This window comes from Mycobacterium sp. BMJ-28, from assembly GCF_054404835.1.
Window position 1 is genome coordinate 5,817,553 of sequence record NZ_CM136783.1, and the last position, 19,294, is coordinate 5,836,846.

16 protein-coding genes and 1 pseudogene are annotated in these 19,294 nt (G+C 62.3%); 6 read left to right on the top strand and 11 right to left on the bottom strand.

Going from position 1 to position 19,294, the window contains the following annotated elements; all coding sequences use genetic code 11:
• Positions 1–74 precede the first annotated feature (74 nt).
• Positions 75–515: a MarR family winged helix-turn-helix transcriptional regulator gene (locus ACXPWS_RS28950; protein WP_458709949.1), complete on the top strand. Its 441-nt coding sequence runs from the start codon at positions 75–77 to the stop codon at positions 513–515.
• 102 nt (positions 516–617) lie between these two features.
• Positions 618–1,703 (top strand): substrate-binding domain-containing protein, encoded by a 1,086-nt coding sequence (locus ACXPWS_RS28955; protein WP_458709950.1) that lies wholly within the window; start codon positions 618–620, stop codon positions 1,701–1,703.
• Between the two features lie 481 nt (positions 1,704–2,184).
• Here ACXPWS_RS28955 and ACXPWS_RS28960 read toward each other — a convergent pair.
• The 7 genes and pseudogenes from ACXPWS_RS28960 to ACXPWS_RS28990 form a co-directional block, all read right to left on the bottom strand.
• A pseudogene (locus ACXPWS_RS28960) lies at positions 2,185–3,654 on the bottom strand (amidase).
• 1,179 nt (positions 3,655–4,833) lie between these two features.
• Positions 4,834–5,709, bottom strand: a complete 876-nt coding sequence (locus ACXPWS_RS28965) for a M23 family metallopeptidase (RefSeq protein ID WP_458709951.1) — start codon at positions 5,707–5,709, stop codon at positions 4,834–4,836.
• A 23-nt stretch (positions 5,710–5,732) separates the two neighbouring features.
• Positions 5,733–6,788 (bottom strand): hypothetical protein, encoded by a 1,056-nt coding sequence (locus ACXPWS_RS28970; RefSeq protein WP_458709952.1) that lies wholly within the window; start codon positions 6,786–6,788, stop codon positions 5,733–5,735.
• A 7-nt stretch (positions 6,789–6,795) separates the two neighbouring features.
• Positions 6,796–7,479, bottom strand: coding sequence for a DUF5819 family protein (locus ACXPWS_RS28975; RefSeq protein ID WP_458709953.1), 684 nt, complete (start codon positions 7,477–7,479; stop codon positions 6,796–6,798).
• A 91-nt stretch (positions 7,480–7,570) separates the two neighbouring features.
• Positions 7,571–7,918 carry a hypothetical protein gene (locus tag ACXPWS_RS28980; RefSeq protein WP_458709954.1) on the bottom strand — a complete coding sequence of 116 codons (348 nt, stop codon included), beginning with the start codon at positions 7,916–7,918 and terminating at the stop codon, positions 7,571–7,573.
• Positions 7,919–8,052: 134 nt separating this feature from the next.
• Entirely contained in the window at positions 8,053–8,844 is a 792-nt protein-coding gene (locus ACXPWS_RS28985) for a class I SAM-dependent methyltransferase (RefSeq protein WP_458709955.1), read from the bottom strand.
• A 14-nt stretch (positions 8,845–8,858) separates the two neighbouring features.
• The gene (locus ACXPWS_RS28990) at positions 8,859–9,881 is read right to left on the bottom strand and encodes a hypothetical protein (RefSeq protein WP_458709956.1); all 1,023 of its coding nucleotides are present in this window, start codon (positions 9,879–9,881) and stop codon (positions 8,859–8,861) included.
• A 766-nt stretch (positions 9,882–10,647) separates the two neighbouring features.
• Between ACXPWS_RS28990 and ACXPWS_RS28995 the strand changes: the two genes are divergently transcribed.
• Positions 10,648–11,661 carry a serine hydrolase domain-containing protein gene (locus tag ACXPWS_RS28995; RefSeq protein ID WP_458709957.1) on the top strand — a complete coding sequence of 338 codons (1,014 nt, stop codon included), beginning with the start codon at positions 10,648–10,650 and terminating at the stop codon, positions 11,659–11,661.
• A 161-nt stretch (positions 11,662–11,822) separates the two neighbouring features.
• Here the strand turns inward: ACXPWS_RS28995 and ACXPWS_RS29000 are convergent, their stop codons facing one another.
• The 3 genes from ACXPWS_RS29000 to ACXPWS_RS29010 form a co-directional block, all read right to left on the bottom strand.
• A complete protein-coding gene (locus ACXPWS_RS29000) occupies positions 11,823–12,383 on the bottom strand; it encodes an AAA family ATPase (RefSeq protein ID WP_458709958.1) in 561 nt (186 codons plus the stop codon).
• Positions 12,368–12,841 (bottom strand): phosphotransferase, encoded by a 474-nt coding sequence (locus ACXPWS_RS29005; RefSeq protein ID WP_458713735.1) that lies wholly within the window; start codon positions 12,839–12,841, stop codon positions 12,368–12,370. The genes ACXPWS_RS29000 and ACXPWS_RS29005 overlap by 16 nt, the downstream gene beginning before the upstream one ends.
• A gap of 365 nt (positions 12,842–13,206) precedes the next feature.
• Positions 13,207–13,953 carry a carbon-nitrogen hydrolase family protein gene (locus tag ACXPWS_RS29010; RefSeq protein WP_458709959.1) on the bottom strand — a complete coding sequence of 249 codons (747 nt, stop codon included), beginning with the start codon at positions 13,951–13,953 and terminating at the stop codon, positions 13,207–13,209.
• Between the two features lie 228 nt (positions 13,954–14,181).
• Between ACXPWS_RS29010 and ACXPWS_RS29015 the strand changes: the two genes are divergently transcribed.
• Positions 14,182–14,574 carry a hypothetical protein gene (locus ACXPWS_RS29015; protein ID WP_458709960.1) on the top strand — a complete coding sequence of 131 codons (393 nt, stop codon included), beginning with the start codon at positions 14,182–14,184 and terminating at the stop codon, positions 14,572–14,574.
• Here ACXPWS_RS29015 and ACXPWS_RS29020 read toward each other — a convergent pair.
• Complete coding sequence (locus tag ACXPWS_RS29020; protein ID WP_458709961.1) at positions 14,536–17,337, bottom strand: hypothetical protein; 2,802 nt, start codon at positions 17,335–17,337, stop codon at positions 14,536–14,538. The genes ACXPWS_RS29015 and ACXPWS_RS29020 overlap by 39 nt on opposite strands.
• 375 nt (positions 17,338–17,712) lie before the next feature.
• Between ACXPWS_RS29020 and ACXPWS_RS29025 the strand changes: the two genes are divergently transcribed.
• Positions 17,713–18,186, top strand: a complete 474-nt coding sequence (locus ACXPWS_RS29025) for a nuclear transport factor 2 family protein (protein WP_458709962.1) — start codon at positions 17,713–17,715, stop codon at positions 18,184–18,186.
• A gap of 385 nt (positions 18,187–18,571) precedes the next feature.
• The gene (locus tag ACXPWS_RS29030) at positions 18,572–19,129 is read left to right on the top strand and encodes a PadR family transcriptional regulator (RefSeq protein WP_458709963.1); all 558 of its coding nucleotides are present in this window, start codon (positions 18,572–18,574) and stop codon (positions 19,127–19,129) included.
• Positions 19,130–19,294 lie beyond the last annotated feature (165 nt).

Here is a 19,294-nt window from a genome sequence, read left to right on the forward strand (position 1 = left end):
CATCCCGTACCAACGCCGGATATGCTGGCCGAAAACATAATTCGGAGACGACAACCGTATCAGGAGGAGGGGCCGTGCCCAGCACCACGAGCATGGACAGCGTCTCCGAAGTTCTGTTCCGAGTTGGACGCTGGTGGACCGAGGTGTTCTCAACCGGCTTGCTCGACGCCGAGGTGAGCAGCGTCGAGGGCTGGCGGGTACTCGGAGTGCTACGCGGCGGTGATGGCTTCACCATGAGCGACATCGCCGCCGGAATGTCGGTTGCCCCGCCGACATTGACGCGCATCGTGGACAAGTTGGTCGACGGTGGGTTCGTCGTGCGCCGCGTCGATGCAATGGACCGCCGCCGCGTGTTGGTGTACCTGTCACAGAAGGGGAAGACGAAGGTACGCAAGCTGGTACGCCAGGAGGCGTCAATGAAGGCAGTCTTGGTCGAGGAGTTTGGCGAGACCACGGCCGTTCAACTTCTACGCACGCTGGCACGGGTGCCAGACCTGCTGGTTCCCGGTCGCTAACCGGGGGCTGATCGCGACTTTTCACGCCGCGAACACCCTAGAAATGCCACGGTAATCGGGGGCATTCACGATCGGTTCACGCACGAGTGGACGGAGATGGACGTGTACGGCAAATCGACCATCGGCCCACCGCGAGAAACTCTCGACATCGCGCTTGTGATTCCGGATAGTGGGTCCGCTGGTATCTACGGGCCGTCGTGCGCGGCGTGCGCAGAACTGGCGATCGCCGATGTGAACGCCCGCGCGGGACTGCTCGGACACCGCATCCGACTGATCCCCGTGGACGGCAGCAGGGCACCAGCGGCCGTGGCAGCTGAGATCGCCGCGCTGCTCGAACTGGATGCCATCGACGCCGTCACCGGGTGGCACATCTCGCCGGTGCGGCAAGCTGTCGCGAGAGTCACCGCCAACAGGGTGCCCTACGTATACGGCCCGCTCTACGAGGGCGGCGAGCGCACCCCCGGACTGTTCCTCACCGGCGAGACCCCCTCGCGTCAACTCCTGCCCGCGATGGACTGGATGAACACGGAGTTCGGCGTCGACCGCTGGGTCGTCATCGGGAACGATTACGTCTGGCCGCGCGAGACGGGCACGGCAGCGCGCACACACGCCCGGGCCCGCGGGCGCCCATTGGTCGGCGAGCTATACCTGCCCTTGGGCACCTCCGACTTCAGCAGAGCCATCCGGCACGTCGAGACCACCGCCGCGTCAGGGGTGCTGCTTCTGTTGGTCGGCGGCGACGGGGTTGAGTTCAACCGGCAGTTCGCAGCCGCAGGCATGGCCGCCGCGGTTCCCCGACTCAGCCCGCACGTAGAAGAGAACATGCTGATGGCCAGCGGTTCCGAGAGCAACGACGGCCTGTTCGCTTCCGCAGGCTACTTCGAAGCTCTCAACACCACCGCGAGCATGAACTTCGCCGAGCGCTACTACGCCCACTTCGGACCGGCCGCACCGGCGCTGAACAGCATCGGTGAATCATGTTATGAGGCACTGACCTTACTGATCACACTGGCCACACGCGCTGGATCGCTCGGCATTCCCGAGCTCAGCGCCGCGGCAGAAAACCTGACCTATTTCAGCCCGCGAGGCGAGGTCACCATGCGCGGCAACCAAATGTCGCAAGATATCTACGTGGCCGAGGCCGTGGGGATGGACTTTGAGGTCCGTCAAAGGATCTCGGCCGCCTAGTGGCGTCGACCATCGATGACGGTGGGTCGCCGCCCACCGCAATTGAGAGTTTCGTGTGCTGGCCGGCAGCGCCGACTTCATCTACGCGGCACCTCGGTGCGTCGAATCTAGGATCGGCTGTCTGCACCGACGACCTGACGAGCGGCGCGCTCGCCTCGCTCGACGAGATCGAAGGCCCACACCCTTGCGGTTGTACCAACGCGCGGTCTCGAGCCGACTGCGACAGTAGCCGCCCCAGCAGAGTGAAAGCCCGAGGTAGCGCGTCGATTCACCGTCATATAGCGAATATCGTTGCTCTACAATCCCATTCGTGATATCTGCACTAGAGCAGCGCAGTTCTGCGGGGTTCTCCCGCTGTGTTGCACATGCGAGTTCTGGTGACCGCGGCGTGCGCGGACCGTCTCGTGGCGGCCGCTCCCGCAGCCTGTCTCGTGGAGCGCTTCCACTCCTATGGTCTGACTTTGACTGCCAACACTGCGGTTCAGCTGGTCGCGGTCCGTTCCGACCATGGGGCTGCCTGCTCCAGTTGGGCAGCGAGCCGAACCAGCAATGACTCGCCTGCTAGAGGAGACACGAACTGGACGCCGAGCGGAAGGCCGTCTGCGGTCATGTGCATGGGTACCGAAATAGCCGGTCTGCCCGTCAGATTCGCGAGTTGGGTGTACGGAACCCAGCTGAGGTTCTTGGCCACCATGTCGTCGACGATGTTGGTGTATCGCAGTAGCCCGGCGGTCCGGGTCTTGATGAGAAGGTCGGCGGCGCGCTGCACAGCAGCAGGCATGTCGAACTCCCCGATTCTCGGCGGCGGTGTTGCCAAGGTCGGGGTGAGCAGGAGGTCGTAGGAGTCGAAGAAGCTGCTGAGGCGGCGTGTGTGTTCATGGCGGCGCTCGACTGCGGACACGTAGTCGACGCTGGTGGTTGCGCGGCCCAGTGCCGCCATGACGAGGGTGTCACGCTCGAAGGCTTCGTCTGGTGCTCCACTGCGCCGCTTGGCTTCCTGAACCTCCCAGGCCACGTAGACGAACCAGGTGAGGAGGAAGTCTCAGGCGAGGGCGGCATCGTCGAACGGTGCGGCTGGCAGCTCCTCGACGATGTGGCCCAGGTCGTTGAGCACGCGGATGGTCGCTTCCACCGCCGCAAACGCTTCTGGGTGCGGCGTCGGGTTGATCGCGGAGGGGACCCGTACGCCGATCTTCAACGTACCGGGATCCTGACCCACGCATGACGCCAGTGACGATGTCGGCATCGCGGGCACATATGGGCCGAACGGTTCACCGCCGGTGATGACGTCGAACATCGCTGCGGTATCCCGCACGGTGCGTGAAACCACTCCCTGCACAGCAGCGCCGTGCATGTATTCGCTGGACCCCGGTCCGAATGGGGTGAGTCCGCGCCCCGGTTTAAGGCCGACCAGGCCGCAGCATGCCGCTGGGATGCGGATCGAGCCGCCACCGTCATTGGCACCGGCACACGGCACGATTCCTGCGGCGACCGCCGCTGCCGAGCCGCCCGAGGACCCACCTGGCGTGCGTTGCAGATCCCAAGGGTTGCGGGCGGGTCCCCACGCCTCTGGTTCACAGATTCCCTTGGCGCCGAACTCGGGCAGGTTGGTCTTGCCGAATATGACCAGGCCGGCATCGATCCAGCGCTGGACGATGGTCGAGTGCTCACTGACCGGTGTTGACTTCAGCGAGCGGGAGCCCTGCGAGGTTGGCAATCCTGCGTAGTCCTGCCCAATGTCCTTGATGAGAAAGGGAACTCCGGCGAACGGGCCCCGCAAATGATCCGATGGCGACGCGGGCACCTCGCGCACGATTGCGTTGATTCTCGGATTCACCGCGGCGGCGCGGTCCTGGGCCAGCTCCAGCAATTCGGCCGCCGATACCTCTTTGTCGGCGACCAGTTTGGCCAGTCCAGTCGCGTCGTATGAACGGTATTCATCGAACCTCACGCGCTTTTGCCTTTCTCTGTCGGCCACATCAATCTGATCTTGCCCTTGAACCGCACCTCAATCGGCTACGGGCAAGGCCAACCCCACGCGGCCATTGCGACTCCGTGGCGCGGCAGTCGTCGGTGGGTGTGCGGGCCGGCGCTCACGCTATCGGCTAGATCGCCGATTCGGCGTTACATCGCTGGTCGCCCAGTACAGCGGTATGAATGCCAAGGACACCACATGGCTCAAAGAAGCTCGAGACTGGCCAAGGACCTGGCGAAGGACAGTCGACCCCGGCCGTAATCTCGACACGGGCGAACTGTTGTGCAGGGCTCCTCTGACATCACCCGTCGCAACCTAACTGAACGTCGTCTGCGCCGACAGCACTCGGGTGTAAACACTGCGAGGTCTCAAGTGAGAATCCGGCACGAAATGGTCACCGCCGCGTGGGGTACCGGGTGCCATCCTGCTCGATCACCAGTCACTTTCTCCGGATTCTGAATGAGAATCTCCTGTTTCTCGAATGAGTATGAGGGCGCGCGCAGATGCCTATTCGGCTTTTGTGATGACCACAACCACATTTCGTGCGTACGTTCGAGCCCCGACACTCGGACGGGACGCAACGAAGCGGGGGACGCCATGGCCATCATCGCAAGCACCACGTCGATCCCTCTGTGACGCCGGCGTCGATGGCGTGGGATCCCCGCGACGCCCGCCAACGCGTCGCGGATCGCACGCCCCGCGGCAACTTGTGGGACATGGCTCGCCCGCATGGAGGACCTCGTCTCCATCACGGGTGAATCCTCGTCGATGGATCCACTCGACGGCTCCGACGTCGTCTACGCGGCGTGAGTGGCAGACATTCACATGACATTCCCGTGAGAAGGATGAACCGTCCCGATTACCGATAGCGCCGTAACACACTCGTCGACAGCCCTGAAATCGTCTGCGGCAATGTCTTTCGCGGTGACAGACTCCATGGCCAAAGCCTCGCGGCGTCCTTCCAGATACTCCTTGGTGAGCGACTCTGACCTCTGCAACATTCCGTCGGACTCGCCCGACTGCCAGTCCAAGCTAGACCGTGACGGGGCCGCATCGGATGTGAACGCTGAGCGCACCTGGCGCTGCATTGGTCTTGGATGGCGTAACGCAGACTGCAGAGCAGTCATGCTCGTCCAACCAGGCAGCTGTCGACGCTCATACCCTCGCCGAAGCAGCTGTAGAGACAACTCGCCCTTTGCCGAAGCGGCCACTCACATCGATGAAGCGGATCCGACGCGGCTGTCCGTTGTGCTCGACGTGGATGTGCAGATGAGGTTCGGTGGAGTTTCCGGAATTGCCGACTTCGCCGAGACGGTCGCCGGGTTGGACAGAATCCCCTGTCACCACGGAAACGGTACCTAAGCGCAGATGGGCCAACACGATGTGTTCGTGGCCGTTATCGATGACGACGTGGTTACCCACGGCCTGGTATTCGTCGGCAACACCGTCGGGGCGACCGTCTTCGGCGTGGATGACCGTTCCCGCGCACGGGGCGACGAGCTCAGTGCCCAATGCATAGAAGTCCTGATCGGTGCTGCCCAGGAGGCCGCGCCGTGATCGTCCAGTCCAGTGGACGCGCACGAGATCTAGCGCTTCGCGTTGCTCTGGTGCGACCCAGTGGTGGTTGAGGATGCGTCCTTGTCCTGCGACCACTCGCCATCGACCATCGCGCAGAGGAAAGATCAGCTCGCCCGTCATCGGAGCATGTGCGCCGGTGTGGGGCGCCACGATCGCCGCACAGCTGGCGGCCAACGCCAGCACCAGGCTCGTCCAGGAATGGAAGCTGGTGAACCCATCGAAGAGCGGTTCGTCTATCCACAGTCCGTGCAAGGCGACGGCGCCGGCGCCGAGCGCGGTCAGCGCGGCCAGTGGCGATGGTGAGATCGACAACGAGGGCAACAGGAACCGCCAGGACATGACGGTGAAGAACACCAGTGTGAAGAGAGTGCCTGTCCACGATTCGCGACTACCGGTGGTCACTCCGTCGATCACGCTGAAGACCACGACCACGCACCAGATCGCTGCCCACATCTGATGCCATCTCACTGATCTCATCAGACTCCGACTCGTTCGTCAGCGGGCCGCGTTGGCGCCGGGTCCGCCGTCATGGGCGTTGTGTCCTCCGCCAGCACGGTGGAACGGACCGTTGTATTCGTGAACCTGCTTCTGAGACCGCCGACAGCTTTGCGCGCACGTGCTGCGACGGATTGATAGTCATGGTCGGTCAGGATCATCGAGTCTGCTCCAATCATGATGAGTCCGAAGGCGACAAGGCCCATGCAAACCATGATGCCGAGGTGCATACCCTCCAGCGATACCGTGACGATCTTGCGGGCCGCGGCGCGCTTGCTCCAGATGACAAACGGTACAGCGACTTCGGCGACGATCGTGAAGTAGTTGATCACCCATCCGAGGTAGACGTTGCTCATTGCCTGCGGGTACCACGAGAACATGGAGAACTGGTGGATTTGGCTGATGTAGTACATGGCGGTGCCGTTGGTCCAGATCTCGGCCGTAGCTTTGAGGTAACCGGCTACGAAGTACAATACCGCGATCTGAATGAGCATCGCTAATGCGGCGACGTTGTGCAGCAGCCGAGCTACCAGACTTCCCTCGGGGTTGGCTATCAACGCATCGCGGCGCTGCTTCGCACCGGGCGCGAAGTAGGCATTGGACACCGTGAAGATCATGAACACCAACAGAATCCGGGCGAGGTTGTCACCGCCTTCCAGGATGTCTTGGTTGCGTAGATAGATCGACCAAAGGAACACCGCGTGCAGCAACGTCAGCCACCGGCCGCCGAAGATGGTGAACAGTATGGCCACCAACAGCCCGGCATGGAACACAAGATTGAACCAGGCGTCCGAACTATCGACGAAGTAGAGCGAGAAGTGGCCGCCGTGGAGTTGTTGTGATGCATCGGCAAAGGAGTTGTAGCTGTTTGGCCCCCATAGGTATTCGCGGTGTCCGTAGTCTGAGACGTAGAAGTGCACAGCGGCGATTCCGAGAATGAGCCGCAGTATCGCGATACCGATGAGGCGGTCGAAGCCGGCCGTCGCTCTCGTGATCCAGGTGTCCAGACGTGCGGCGGCGGTGCTGTTCAATGTCACGGTCTACTCACTTCGCTACGTCGGGGACGAAGGGGTCCCAGCTGGTGGTGATGATTGTCTTGGTGGGTAGCGTGGGCGGATTTTCGGCGTCGCGTGCTGAGAAGGGTGTCATCGGGGTGCTGGTGAAGGTTCCACGCACCGCCAGTATGTGTGCCGACCCAAAGCGGTCCTGTGCGCATCGTGACATGAACCGCCCGAGTGCATCGAGCATCGGTTGGTAGCGCCTGTCGAGGTCGGCGTGCTGGCTGGGCTGTTCTGCCGCGGGCGCGTGCGAGATGGCCGCGAGCTCCATCGCGTAATCGGCCATCCGTTGTTGCGCAGCAAGGGTGACACCAGGCAATTTGGTAGGTAGCACGTGACTCGACTTCACAAGATCTTCGATCGGGTACTGGACATCGAATGCCGGTGGCTCACCAATCGAGCCATTGCTCAACTGAATCCGTGCGGTGACCATCAGATGGGTATTGGTCGTCGACGGCGTGGGTGCGAACAGGTGCCAGTCTTGTTCGAACCACGGCTGCACCACCGTGTTCACAACGGGATCGATCCGAGACTTCACGGTGGAATCTGGAAAGTTGTAGAGCAGAGTGCACAACCCAAATACGCCCACTGCTCCGACGACGACACAGAACAGGATGCGGATGTGGATCGGATGCGACGTGGGGCGCGTTGAATCGATGCTGCTACTCACGGCAACGCCTTTCATTGTCGACGTGAGCGGTGGGTCGGGACACGACACTCCCCCTGGCGCGCCCCGACCCACCGCCTGTGGCCAGATGCGATCAGTTGGTCGGCGCGTCGAACCTGACGTCAGCGGTGCCCGAAGGGCTGCTGGCGACACTGCCTGAGGAGGCCGCCTTCGTTCTGAAGCCAGTGGCTCGCGCCGCCAAGGCACCCGCTGCACCCGCGACGCCGGCATCCAACGCGTGCTGAGCCATGTCGGCGAGGCTTTGCGGCTGCATGGCGATGACCGACGGGTCGATACTGGCGCTGAGAGCCGAATCGGCGACCGCCGGCGCCGGTGCGACCACGACCGGAGCGGCCTGAGCCAGCGGGCCCGCAGACACCGCCATCGCTGCGGTGGCCGCCAGCAACGCGCCAGCGGTGTAACGAATGCGTTTCGTATACATAGATTTCCCCTCGTGAAATTTCGATGTCATGGCGCTCTAAGCGGACGCCACGCGATCATCGTCTCCGCAGCGGGAGTCGGCGGCAATCACACTTTTTTGGGTGAAAGTTGGCTTGCAGTACCCGCTTCGACGTGCTAGTCCCGCCGCTTGCAACTCAACAGCAAGAAGAGTGGCGTCGGGAACCACTCAGGCCAAGATTCATCCGAAGCATCGCTGCTAGCAACGGGTCGAGGTTCAGCAATGCCGGTGATATCGAACCCGGCTTCTAACACGAGGCGGCAATGCGTTTCGAGTGAGTAGAAGCGTTGCACCGACGGCTCGGGCGACACCAATCCGTCAACGTTGAACCTCTGCACGATAGTGCGGCCCGCGAAGTACTCCCGCGATGAAATACCGCCTGCCCATTGATCCGGTCCAGCAACCCTCTGCGCTCTTGGCACGTAGAAGCACGGATGCAGGCTGAGGTAATAGAACCGACCACCTGGACGTAGCACCCGCGCGAATTCAGCGAAACGCCTGCCGGGTTCGGCGAGGGCGTGCGGCAATCGGTTGGCGTACACGACATCGACGCAGTCGTCGGGCAACGGTAGATTATCGACGTCACCCTGGCAGAAGGTCGAGGTCTTGGGGTCCGCCGCCGGGTGAGCTGTGGCGGCGGCGATGAGCGCAGGGGAAATATCTACGCCGCGCACGTGGTTGGCGCCACGTTTAAGGAGTAACCGGGCAAACAGCCCCTCCCCACAGCCAGCGTCGAGGAATTCAAGCCCTGACGGGTCGCCGATCGCAGCCAGGAGCGCAGGGTCAGTGACCTTCGTTTGGTAGCGATCCCGACCTTCCCGAACAATTTTGATCCAGTACTCGGCATTGAGCTCGTAGCTGCGCTGGATCGGACCGTTGGCTGTGCCGTCATCGTGACTGGTCTGCACTTCGGATCATCCCCTTACCGCTGCGGATCAATCTGGCAATGGAGCGTGTGCGCTGCAGCTTGCAAACGATCGTCGTTGCGTTCTTCGGCTACCGATTTCAGAGCTGAAACGACGGCCGGGCAGCGTCCTGTCATCCCCGGATCAGCCGCCAGCAGGAGCGGAAGGGCAATGCGCACAAGGTAGTACACGTACGCATTGTTTTGAGTTCGCATGTCAGAGGCCGTCATCGCCGCCGTCAAAGCCAGCGAGGTGTTTTTCGGTAGGCGTCGGCGACCTAGCGTCATGTCACCGGCATACGTTGCGTGCGACCATAGCTCCATCGCTGCAAGGCCCTGCTCCGTGCCGACGCGGTCTTGATACCACTCGACGAAAGATAAGTCGTCCTCTGCAAGCAACCGTGCTATTACCGTACTTCTTGTCAGAAAAGTCAACGCGCACGACGTGTCTTGAACGTGCCGTGGTTGCAAAACACCGGCTTTTATCAACTTATGCTCCACGATCCCGTATCCCACGATCTGGGCAACGTCGGCAAAGCCGGGTGGATCGGATACGAATTCATCAGCTGATTTGAGTACCGAATCGTGGTTCTCGAAGATCCCGGCTGGCCCACTCGCAAAAAACATGTCTGCGACCCCGTTGGTTCGTTGACCCCATCCGGCAGAGAACAGCCGACTGGCATTATCGGATCGCCCGTGCAACATCTCAGCGACCCCCGACAGGAGCGTAATCACGGTGGACACCGGGGCCGAGCGGATAAGCGCGCCAAGCGCTGCTTCGCGAATACTCGCTCCAGCCGCATGAGTGGACTGCACCGCGGCGTCCAATCGTTGGTTCTCACCCCACTTTTGGACGTACCTCGCGATCGATGGCGAGACTGCCATGAGCTTGGACAAGGTGCCACCCTCGACCCGCTCGATCCAGCGAGGGTTGTCCCACAGCCGAGAGAGCGTCGACTGCGATACTCCCGACAAGGACGAGGCGTCCACTGCCCGCAAGTCACCCACCAACTTGGCCAACGGGATTGCCAGAGCGCCCATCTCAGCAGACCTACCAACTGTGAATGCAGTTTGCGCGATGGGCCCACTTGACGCCACTACGCGGCCACCCCAAATGACCAGAAGGCAGCACTGGCATCGACTGATCCCTGGCCAATGCCCAGCAGACAACAGTCACAGCAACTTCGCAGCGAACTGGCAGCTTTCAATCGCCATTCAATGCACTCGACCGACCACGTATCGCGCAACAGGCCCCCCCGAACCCGATTATGTTAACTCGCGCTTTCGCCATGACTACTACGCTGCGCGAATAGCGGAACAGAAAATCGGAACCACTAAGTCCGAATAGTAGAACAACACGCGGCCGGCCGTCGGCCCTACTGCGCGGACCCAGCACGCTGGGGTCCTCAATGTCACCGCCCCGCGGGGCCAAATTCGCGGCCTCGTGGACATGACCTAAGCCTTTGGAATTCGAGGTCGGCTGGTGTAGATCGGTGACACGCCGAGGACCGCAACACCACGCCCTTGACTGCAAGAATCACGTGGAAGGAGACATCGCCGGGTCGCACCCCCAGTACGAGCTCTTCGCCGGCGGGTTCCTCAATCGGCCCAGCCGCAACTTGACCAACACATACTGCGATCGGCGAGGATGGCGCGTAGGGACTCACCGCAGGAACCGACACGCTGATCTCTGATGCCACAGGGGGCCATGGACAGTTATAGGGCATGTGGAACAGTGCGGGAGAGCTGATGCAGGGGGTACGAGTGGCGATCACGTCCCGCATAGGCGTGGGTGTGGGGATCTGACATGAGCGGCGCAGCACAACGGTTACCCAGGCTTGGACCTGCCAGCGGTGACACAGATCTGATCGCGCGGATCGAACCTGTCGTGCGGGCCGCTGGCCTCGGCGACCGCGTCAGTGTCGTTCACATCCGGGACCGCGCGTGCCGGAGTGCACATTTCGGCGCCGGACCCGACATGGTCTACGAAGTCGGGTCCATCACAAAAACCATGACTTCGCTGGTCTTTGCACAAGCCCTTGAGTCGGGCGTGCTGCGAGCCGACACGACTCTTGGGAGCCTGCTCGATCTTGGCGACAGCCCCGCCGCGGGCGTTTCACTGGCAGAACTTGCCAGTCACCGGTCCGGCCTGCCGCGAGTCGCTACCCGAGCCAGCGATCACGTGAAGGCGTATGCCGCCGTGCTGCGGCACCGCAACCCGTACACCGCCGACCTTCCCACGCTGCTCGCTCAAGCACGGGCGGCCACCATCCTTGGTAAGGGACACTTTTCGTATTCCAACCTTGGTGCTGCTCTGCTCGGCCAGGCGCTCGCCGTCTACGCGGGGATCAGGTATCCCGAATTACTGGACCGCGAACTGTTCGCTCACCTCGGGATGAAGCATTCAACCACCCCGTTGTCCAGCCGTGATCTGCCCGCAGGAGCACCCACGGGGCGCAGCGCGCGCGGCAAGCGTGAGCAGGCGTGGACGTTGGGCGCCTACGCCCCCGCCGGTGGGGTGCGCTCCACACCGGCCGACATGGCTCGCTACGCCCAAGCTCTGCTCGATCGTGAAGTGCCGGGCCTTGAAGCGCTCACACCCCGATGGCGCGCCGACAACGAGAGTCGAGTGGGTTACGCCTGGTTCACTGATCGAGTCGCCGACGTAGACATCACCTGGCACAACGGTGCGACGGGAGGCTTCGCCAGCATGCTGGCTCTCGACATGAGCAACGCGGCAGCGGTAGTTGTCTTGGCCAATGCCGCGGTTGCGGTTGCGGTTGATGACATCGCCGTACGCCTCCTGCTGGATGCAATATGACAGGCAGAGACACGCACGCCGTCCGCGGCTGTCTCGGATTCAACATCGCACCTGAGTGTGAAATCGCTGGCTGCAGCACTTTACGGGCACGATCCCGGCCTACGCGACGGCCGCGAATTCTCCGTCGTCAAGCCCATGGCCACCGCGGCGGCTTGCCACCATCATTGAGCGTTCTTCGTGACGCCGCTTCGAAACACTGATGACGTGGGAAGCATCGCGCGCACAGCCGCGATGAGTGCGGGGGTGTCAACCGGTGTAACGGTGCTTAGCGTGATGACGGGCGTGAGACCCAGCGGTTCGGCATTCCGCGCCCAGTTTTCCCAGTCGGTCTCCAGCCGCTCCAGATCACGATGCAGCGGGCTACGCGAGCGACCGCGATAGCGTTCCCGGATGACCTCGACTGGGGCAGTGCACCACACCTCGACAGCGCGATCGGCACCAGACCTCAACAACGCATCGGCCGCGAACTGCGCGTCACGCGTTCTGTACCACCACGATTCGACTATGACCACCCCCCGCTGAGCGGCGGCTCGGGACCACATGAGTTCCGATGCGACGACGCCGAGACGTGACGAAGGTGCCCCTTTGTTTTCTTGGGCGAGAGCCTCTTTGAGAACGTCCTTCGAGAGAAAGTGAGCTGACATCTCACTCGCCAACGACGCACCGACTGTGGTCTTTCCCGCACCAGGCAAACCGTTGATCATGATCACTTCGTCGGCCACACCATCACGATCCCGTTGCCGTCGTAGGTTCGGCCGTGGGTGTCGATGGCGCGCACTGCCAGAATGAATTCGCCCAGATCTGTTGCGAAGAAATCGGATTGAGAGTAGCTATCGGCAGTAGCGGGATCACCTGGTAGCCAAGTGAAGACCGACCACGGCAGCGGATACCCAGCGCCGGGTTCGCCAATTCCGAGAGGGACCGAAGTCGCAACAGGGGTGCGCCCACTCAGTTCCTTTGCTGCGGCCGCCTCAAGCTGAAGTTCATGGCGCACCGCCTCGATGTCATCGCTGGGTTCCAGCGGGAACCGGGCTACAACCTGTTCGCCGACCCGGTATATGGCGTTGACCGTGCCTGCACCCGATATCGACTGGATGGGGAGGTCCGACCACTGCGGGAACTGTTCAGCAATGAGTTCCCCGACCGCGCGCGGCGAGACCGTCAGCTGATCGGGATGCATCTCCACCGCGGCAGCGTGACACAACGCTCCACCACGAACAACCGATTTCCGCCGAGACTCCCGCCCGGTAACGCCGCAACTGCCTGTCTCACATCAAAAGAAAAGAGTCAGCCCATCGGCGACCAGTTCCTTGGTCCATTGTCCCAAGCCGGGGTGCCTCTGGGTCGTTTCGTTTCTCGTCTCGCACTGACTGTCCCGAATCTTGGCGACGGTGGGCAACGAGACTGCACGCAGCGTCAACAGCGCCGTGGGTTACACGTACACCAAGGAACAGCCGGCCGGCGCTCCGGCTTGCACATGTCTTCAACGACTCGACCTGCTCAACCTCCCCAATCAGCGCGGTTCGTTACAGACCTCCGATGGTGCTAAGTGTCAAGCGTGAGTCCTGAAGTGGCGTCTGGCGAGGGTCCGCGCCTGAGCACGGCGCGGGCGATCTGAGAGGGCCCACTGCCGGCCCGGGCGATGAGTGTTGAGGTTGCTGACCAGATCGCCGAATGGCCAGCGGTGGTCACGAAGCCTCCCCCCGTCGGGCCGGCGAAGCTGGCCATGGCCACCGGTGCACGGCAGGTCGCAGCGATGTTTCGTGCGCGGCGCTCCTGTTCGGCGAGCTCCCAATCGTGGTGCGCGACGCCACAGGCATAGAGGTCCACACCGAGTTGTGCTGTCCTGCTTATATGTTCGTCGATCCCAGTATCGCGACATATCCCCAGACCGATGCGCCACCCGTCGAGGCAGATCGCTTGCGGCCCCGGTCCCGGCCAGAACGACGCCTCCTCGTCGGCGCCCAGATGGGTCTTGCGGTAGACGACGACAGGCCCGTTGGCGTCGACCAGCACGGTCGCAATGTAGCGGCGTCCGTAGGACTCCACCGGCGCGCCCACCAAGGCGGTGGAACCCGTTGCCGCGCACGCTGCAGTGAGCGATTCCATGACGGCACCGGCGATATCGATCGGCGACGCATCGAGCTGGTAGCCAGTTAGGGACAGTTCTGGAAAGACCACCAGACGGGCGTGGGATTGGACAATCAGCTCAGCGTGGGCATCCACGTTCGCGGCCACGGCGCCCGCAGTAATGAGTGGCTGGGCCACCGCGACAGACAACCCCGCATCCACCGCTCCATTGTGCTGCTCCCCGGCCCTTTCGGCTGAGTTGATCGCGACGGTGTCCTCGACACAGATCTACGCGGCGGCGCTGATCGGTGGCTGAAACGCCTTACCTTCGTCGAATGGCTCTCCACGTTGCAAGCAGTGATGGAGCTGGCCGTGTCGCTCGCCCTGAGATCGTCCGACACCTCTGGGCTCCGGGAACCACGCCCGCATCCCGCGAGGTGCCAGATCGTCATGCTCCAGGTGGTGGACACAGCCCGGCCCACCGGACAGAACCACGACATCTGGCCCCTCTCCGGTGACACCGACATGCAACAAGACTCCGTCATCTGCTGGCGCAGCGCCTGTAGGTTCTCAATTCCCTTTTCATTCGGTGGTCGGCTGGCCTGCGATTTTGCCAACTTTCTCATTTCGATGTCGTCGACTTTTTCTCAAATTCGTGTCATTTCCTCAACAATCTCGTTTCGGCGGACACCGCGCAGCGGGGTGGTCGATGGTCAGATCGCCGACTCCGGCGGATCCTGCGTGCGGGCATCGCAGAACACTGGCCTGGCGTTGTCCCCCATGCCAATCGACACTAGGTGCTCGTCAACCGGTAACTTCAATTTCATTGACTTCGAAGCCTAAGAGTGACGCCAAAACTTTCGGCAGCATGTCAGCATAGAGATCCGTGGAGTCGGCTTCGGCTCCGAAAGCAGCTGCATACAGTGCTTCTGCGCTCTCGATTGTTTCTTCGGAGACGTAGCGGATTTCCACGTCGGTGGGCTCGCCCGGGGGCCAGGCGCAGACTGCGACCCGTTGAGTAGGCCGGTTGGGTTTGCCGTGGGTGTGGATCGCGAGCTTCAGAGCCCTTGTGGGCCGGAGTCCGCGCTCCCCTGCGATGGTTATATTCTCCGAGAGCTTGCGGGCGAGCTGTTGATCACGAACATGGGCAGCAGCCAATTGTGCTTGCAGGTTTCGTTTTTCGAGACGAACAAGGGTTCGCGGCTGCCGGGCATTGAACCTCTCGGCTTGCTTGCGAAGCGTACCCAGGAGCTCAACCACAGGGTCCTGAGTCCGTTCATTCGTCCACACCTGAGTAGTCAGATGTTTGGTCGTGATCGCCGCGGGCAGATCCATGGCCAGCTCCATCCGGGCCGATACCAGCGATCCCTGCTCCAGTATTGCCGCGATCTGGTCAAAGTCGATCGCGTACACGTGTGCTGCACCGCGCACGTCGAGTCGGTACTCCGACTTGTCCTTACGTGCAATTGCCACACCGCAAGGTTGGGTGAGGTCGTAGACCTCGCGTTCGAGATCACCTGTCTCCGAGGCCAATAACGCAAGCAGGTCGACCTGCCGTTGAGCGAACTCCAACATGGGCAGAGCTGGCGGGTGATCCAGGAAGTACTCTTTGCCGTCGGAGTGAACGGCGAGTCCTGTAGCAAAGTAGACCGCCCGCATGAAACGCAGCGACGGGACGGTGTGTGTTGGATCCAAAAAGGTGCGGTCGACCACGACGCGCCGCCCGAAGGACACACCCGTCAAGTGTCTAATTTCATGCTCAGCGGCCGCCCGGTCTGCCTTGGTGTTAAACACGGCGACCACGGTCACGGGCTGATCGCCGTAATGCAGCCATACACCCAAAGCAGGGTCACCGACCCGCTGAAATGACGCAGGTGCGCGAACCATATTCGCATTCGCAATAACGGCTAGAGCGTCGGCGTGACCAGCCTGGGTGATGATCCTGGACGACTCCAAGCGGACACGTTCGAGATGAGTGCGAACCACATGATTGGCCAGATGGGGCACCGCCGCCTTTCCCAGGACGGTTTGTATTCGTCCACGCGCGACCACGTCGCATTCGTAATCGAGGCGCAGATCGACAATCGATTCTGACCGGCCGACGTCGCGACGCGGCACCTCGCCCAGCTCAATGAGCCCGCACGAGCCGAGGACGGTCATGGCATCGATTGCGACCCCGCGGTCGACGCCGTAAGCCGTATGCGCATGAATCACAACCTGATCCGCCGGCGTGGGTGAACCAAGCCCGACATTCTGCAACTCAATGGCAGCCGCGAGAACACCAAGCTGGTCAACGTCCAAACCGATGACCGCCACCAGCGCCGGATTGTCAGCCAGACTCGCGTGGGCGTATGGCGCGAGGGCTGCGATTTGGCGAAACGCACCAGGTGCGTGTGTATCGACTGCGCGACGCTGGTGCTCGAGCAACGTGGTGTAGGCCGCCTGCCCGACTTGCTCACGCTCGGCTTCGGCAAGCACCACGTCCCACAGGTAGGCGCGCCGCGCTTCATGGAACCAGAGGCCGTCCGGGTAGCGCACGGAGAACACGCGTTCATGTTCGAGGGCGGTACGCATGACACCCCAGGAGATCGCGTCTACGCCGAGGAGTCCGAGGATCTCGCCGTCTGGCAGGGGGTAAGTGAAGGCCGATAGCCTTCGCGCCGCATGCTGAGCATCAGTAGGAAGCCGCGATAGCGCGTCGGCCAGCACGTCACTGAAAAGTGTTGGCGCCGAGTAGTGATGGAGCTGGCCGCCACTGCGAAGATGCGCGATAAGGCCCTCGACGAGGAGTGGAAATCCCGCGGTAAGTGCGTAGACTTCGTCGGCGCGCTCGGGCATGCCGGCATCTGCCAGCCAGCGTGCAACTTCGCCGTCGCTCAACCCGGCAACCTCAACCTCTGCAAGGCCCAATCGGCGGAGCCGCGTTAAGCCAGGAAGGGATTCGTCCTGTGCAGTCGACCAAGCGATCACGACGCGGACACGCTCGGCAGGCTGTGCGGCGAGGGAGGCCAGGACGCGCTGATCGTCGTCGCCGAGTCGGTTACCTTCGTCCAAGGTGATCACGATGTCTCGACCGACCGTTGCGGCCACTTCGTTGCCCAAGCGCACCAGCAACCGGGCGACATTCACGTCCGACTGCGCCCGAAGGCTACGCGCCAAATCTCGGCTGGTGTCTTTCTTCAACCCCTTCCAGAACTTCAACAAGCCCTGACCTACGTTCTCGCCAAGTTTGGCCTTGGCGAGCTCCACGACCTCCTCGATGACGGCATCAGCCACCGCCTTGCCGACTTCGAGGGCTGCTTCCCTCGTGGCGTGCCGCAGCCGCTTGGCGAGATCCTTCCATCCCTGTTGGCCCGGGCCAGCAGTGGCGAGCACTGTCGCCAGGACATCGAACAGCGCGGTTTGCAGTGCACCGCTGTCGAACAAGCACATAGCCACAGGCGGGGCGATTATCGACGAGGGATATTCCGCCACCGTGGCTTGGAGTACCGAGGACTTCCCAGTTCCAGAGTCACCGGTGATGAGCACGACCGGCCCGGTGCGCGTGATCACTTGCCAGACTTCTGGACGCATCTGCCCATCATCGCAGTGCAATCCGACAAACACGTCGAAGTATCCGGCCTGGTGAGAAGTTCAGCGAGGCTGGGGGTGCGTAACCCGTTGCCCACCTATCAGTGCGACTACCGCCGCCGTGCCAACGCAGTCCGAAACGGCGGATCACACGTTAGGAGTGAGCAGCTATTAGGACTTAGCGGGAGTTCTACTTGCACACGATGTAAGTGAGCCGTAATCGCGTCGGCGATACTTAGCGTGCTCGAAGGCAGGTCGACTACCGACGTGCCGAGCCTCAGGGCGGCCATCACGACAGTTGAGCAAGAAGCGCCTTGCCGCCAGGCGAGGGCTGCCGGAACAGTCAGCTTGCGACCGGCTCGAGAGGTGCCACCGCTGGGTGCCTCCGCGAAAGAGAATGGACCCTAACTCATGGCTGAGGGCAATCGTACTATCGGCGCCGTCGTGGACGACTCATCGGCCGCACGCGATGTGGTGAGCAGGTTCCTTGCCGCTGTGGCGGCCGGCGACACGGACGCGGTCATCGACACGATGGCACCCGACGCTCAGATGATTACCCCACTCTCAGGCCGAGCTGTGATCCGTGGGCACAGTGACCTGCGTGTCGTATTCGACGCGCTCTTACCCGCGCTAGCAGCAAATCTGCAGTGGCGGAGCCGGTTCGGACCAAACGGCGCCGGCGCCACCATCGCCATTGCCGATACGCGACTGGCTGGCGTCCGCGTGCACGACGCGATGCTGATCGAACAGGACGGCGATGGCCGTATCCGTCGAGTCACACCCCACGTGAGGCCGCTTCTTGGCCTCTTCGCCTCCGCGTTAATCCTTGGCCCCAAATTGATCCGCCACCCAGGAGTCCTCCGTCGCGCCCTGGGGCAGAGCTAAAGCGCGAGAAATCATCGGGTACTCGCCGTGCCGCCACCAAGCATCGTTTCGGGGGTGCCTACTCTGGGCGCCACGAACTACACCCGAATCACCGTCGTGTAGGTCGGTGGCTGAAACCCACCGAGTGTTCCCATCGCTGCGCGACGCGGACCGCGGGTACTCGTTCAACCCAGACCCCACCAGCGGCGACCAACTGTCGGTCCCACGGCTACCGCAGGGGACGGAATAGGCGACAGCCCGCGTCTGGATTTTCGTGAGACCCATCGTGGTCCTACGATTTGCTGTGCAGGTGGGCAGCGCTGTGCGAGACGGCTGCCCGATCTGTGACCGATGCGGCACGTGCGGGGAGAGGAAGTGGGCAAATGAGTGCCTGCGTGGCTAGGCCGTGAGTCTGAGGGTCGCGATCTTGGGGCTATTGGCAGCGGGCTCGGGCAGCGGTTATGACCTCATGCGCCGGTTCGAAGAAACGTTGGCGAACGTGTGGCCAGCGACCCAAAGCCAGCTTTACACAGAGCTCAACAAGCTGGCCGACCAGAAGTTGATCGAAATTTGCGGAAGGGGCGGCCGCGGCCGCAAAGAATACCGTGTGACGAGCGCTGGGCGCGAGGTGCTCGTGCAGTGGATACGCAGTCCCGATCAAGACCTGGACACCCGCAGTGCGATGTTGTTGCGGATGTTCTTACTCGGCGCTGTCCCCGCAGGCGAATCCAGACAGCTTCTTCTCGACGGCGCACGGGAAGCCCGACACGACGTCGAACGTCTGGAGAAGATTCGCGACTCGCTCCCGCGCGCAGACACGACCTCTCGCGTCGACGCGCAGTTTTTTTCGCGGGCGGTGCTGGATTACGGCATCGCTAAGCGCGCTTTGGACGGGAAGTGGATGCAGGCGGTGGCCGCCGAGCTCGACGCATTGAGTGAAACTTCCGTAGTCACCGACAAATAAATGCAAGTCTGAGTCGGGATGGCCGGCGCATTGCGGACGATCAGTGCAAGCGAGCACTGCCACTGAGCGGATGGTCAGCACCCGAACACCGCGCCCGTCGAAGGGCGACTTCTGAGAATCCGCGTCCGGCGATCGAGTTTGCGTCGTTGATTCGCGGCGCCATGC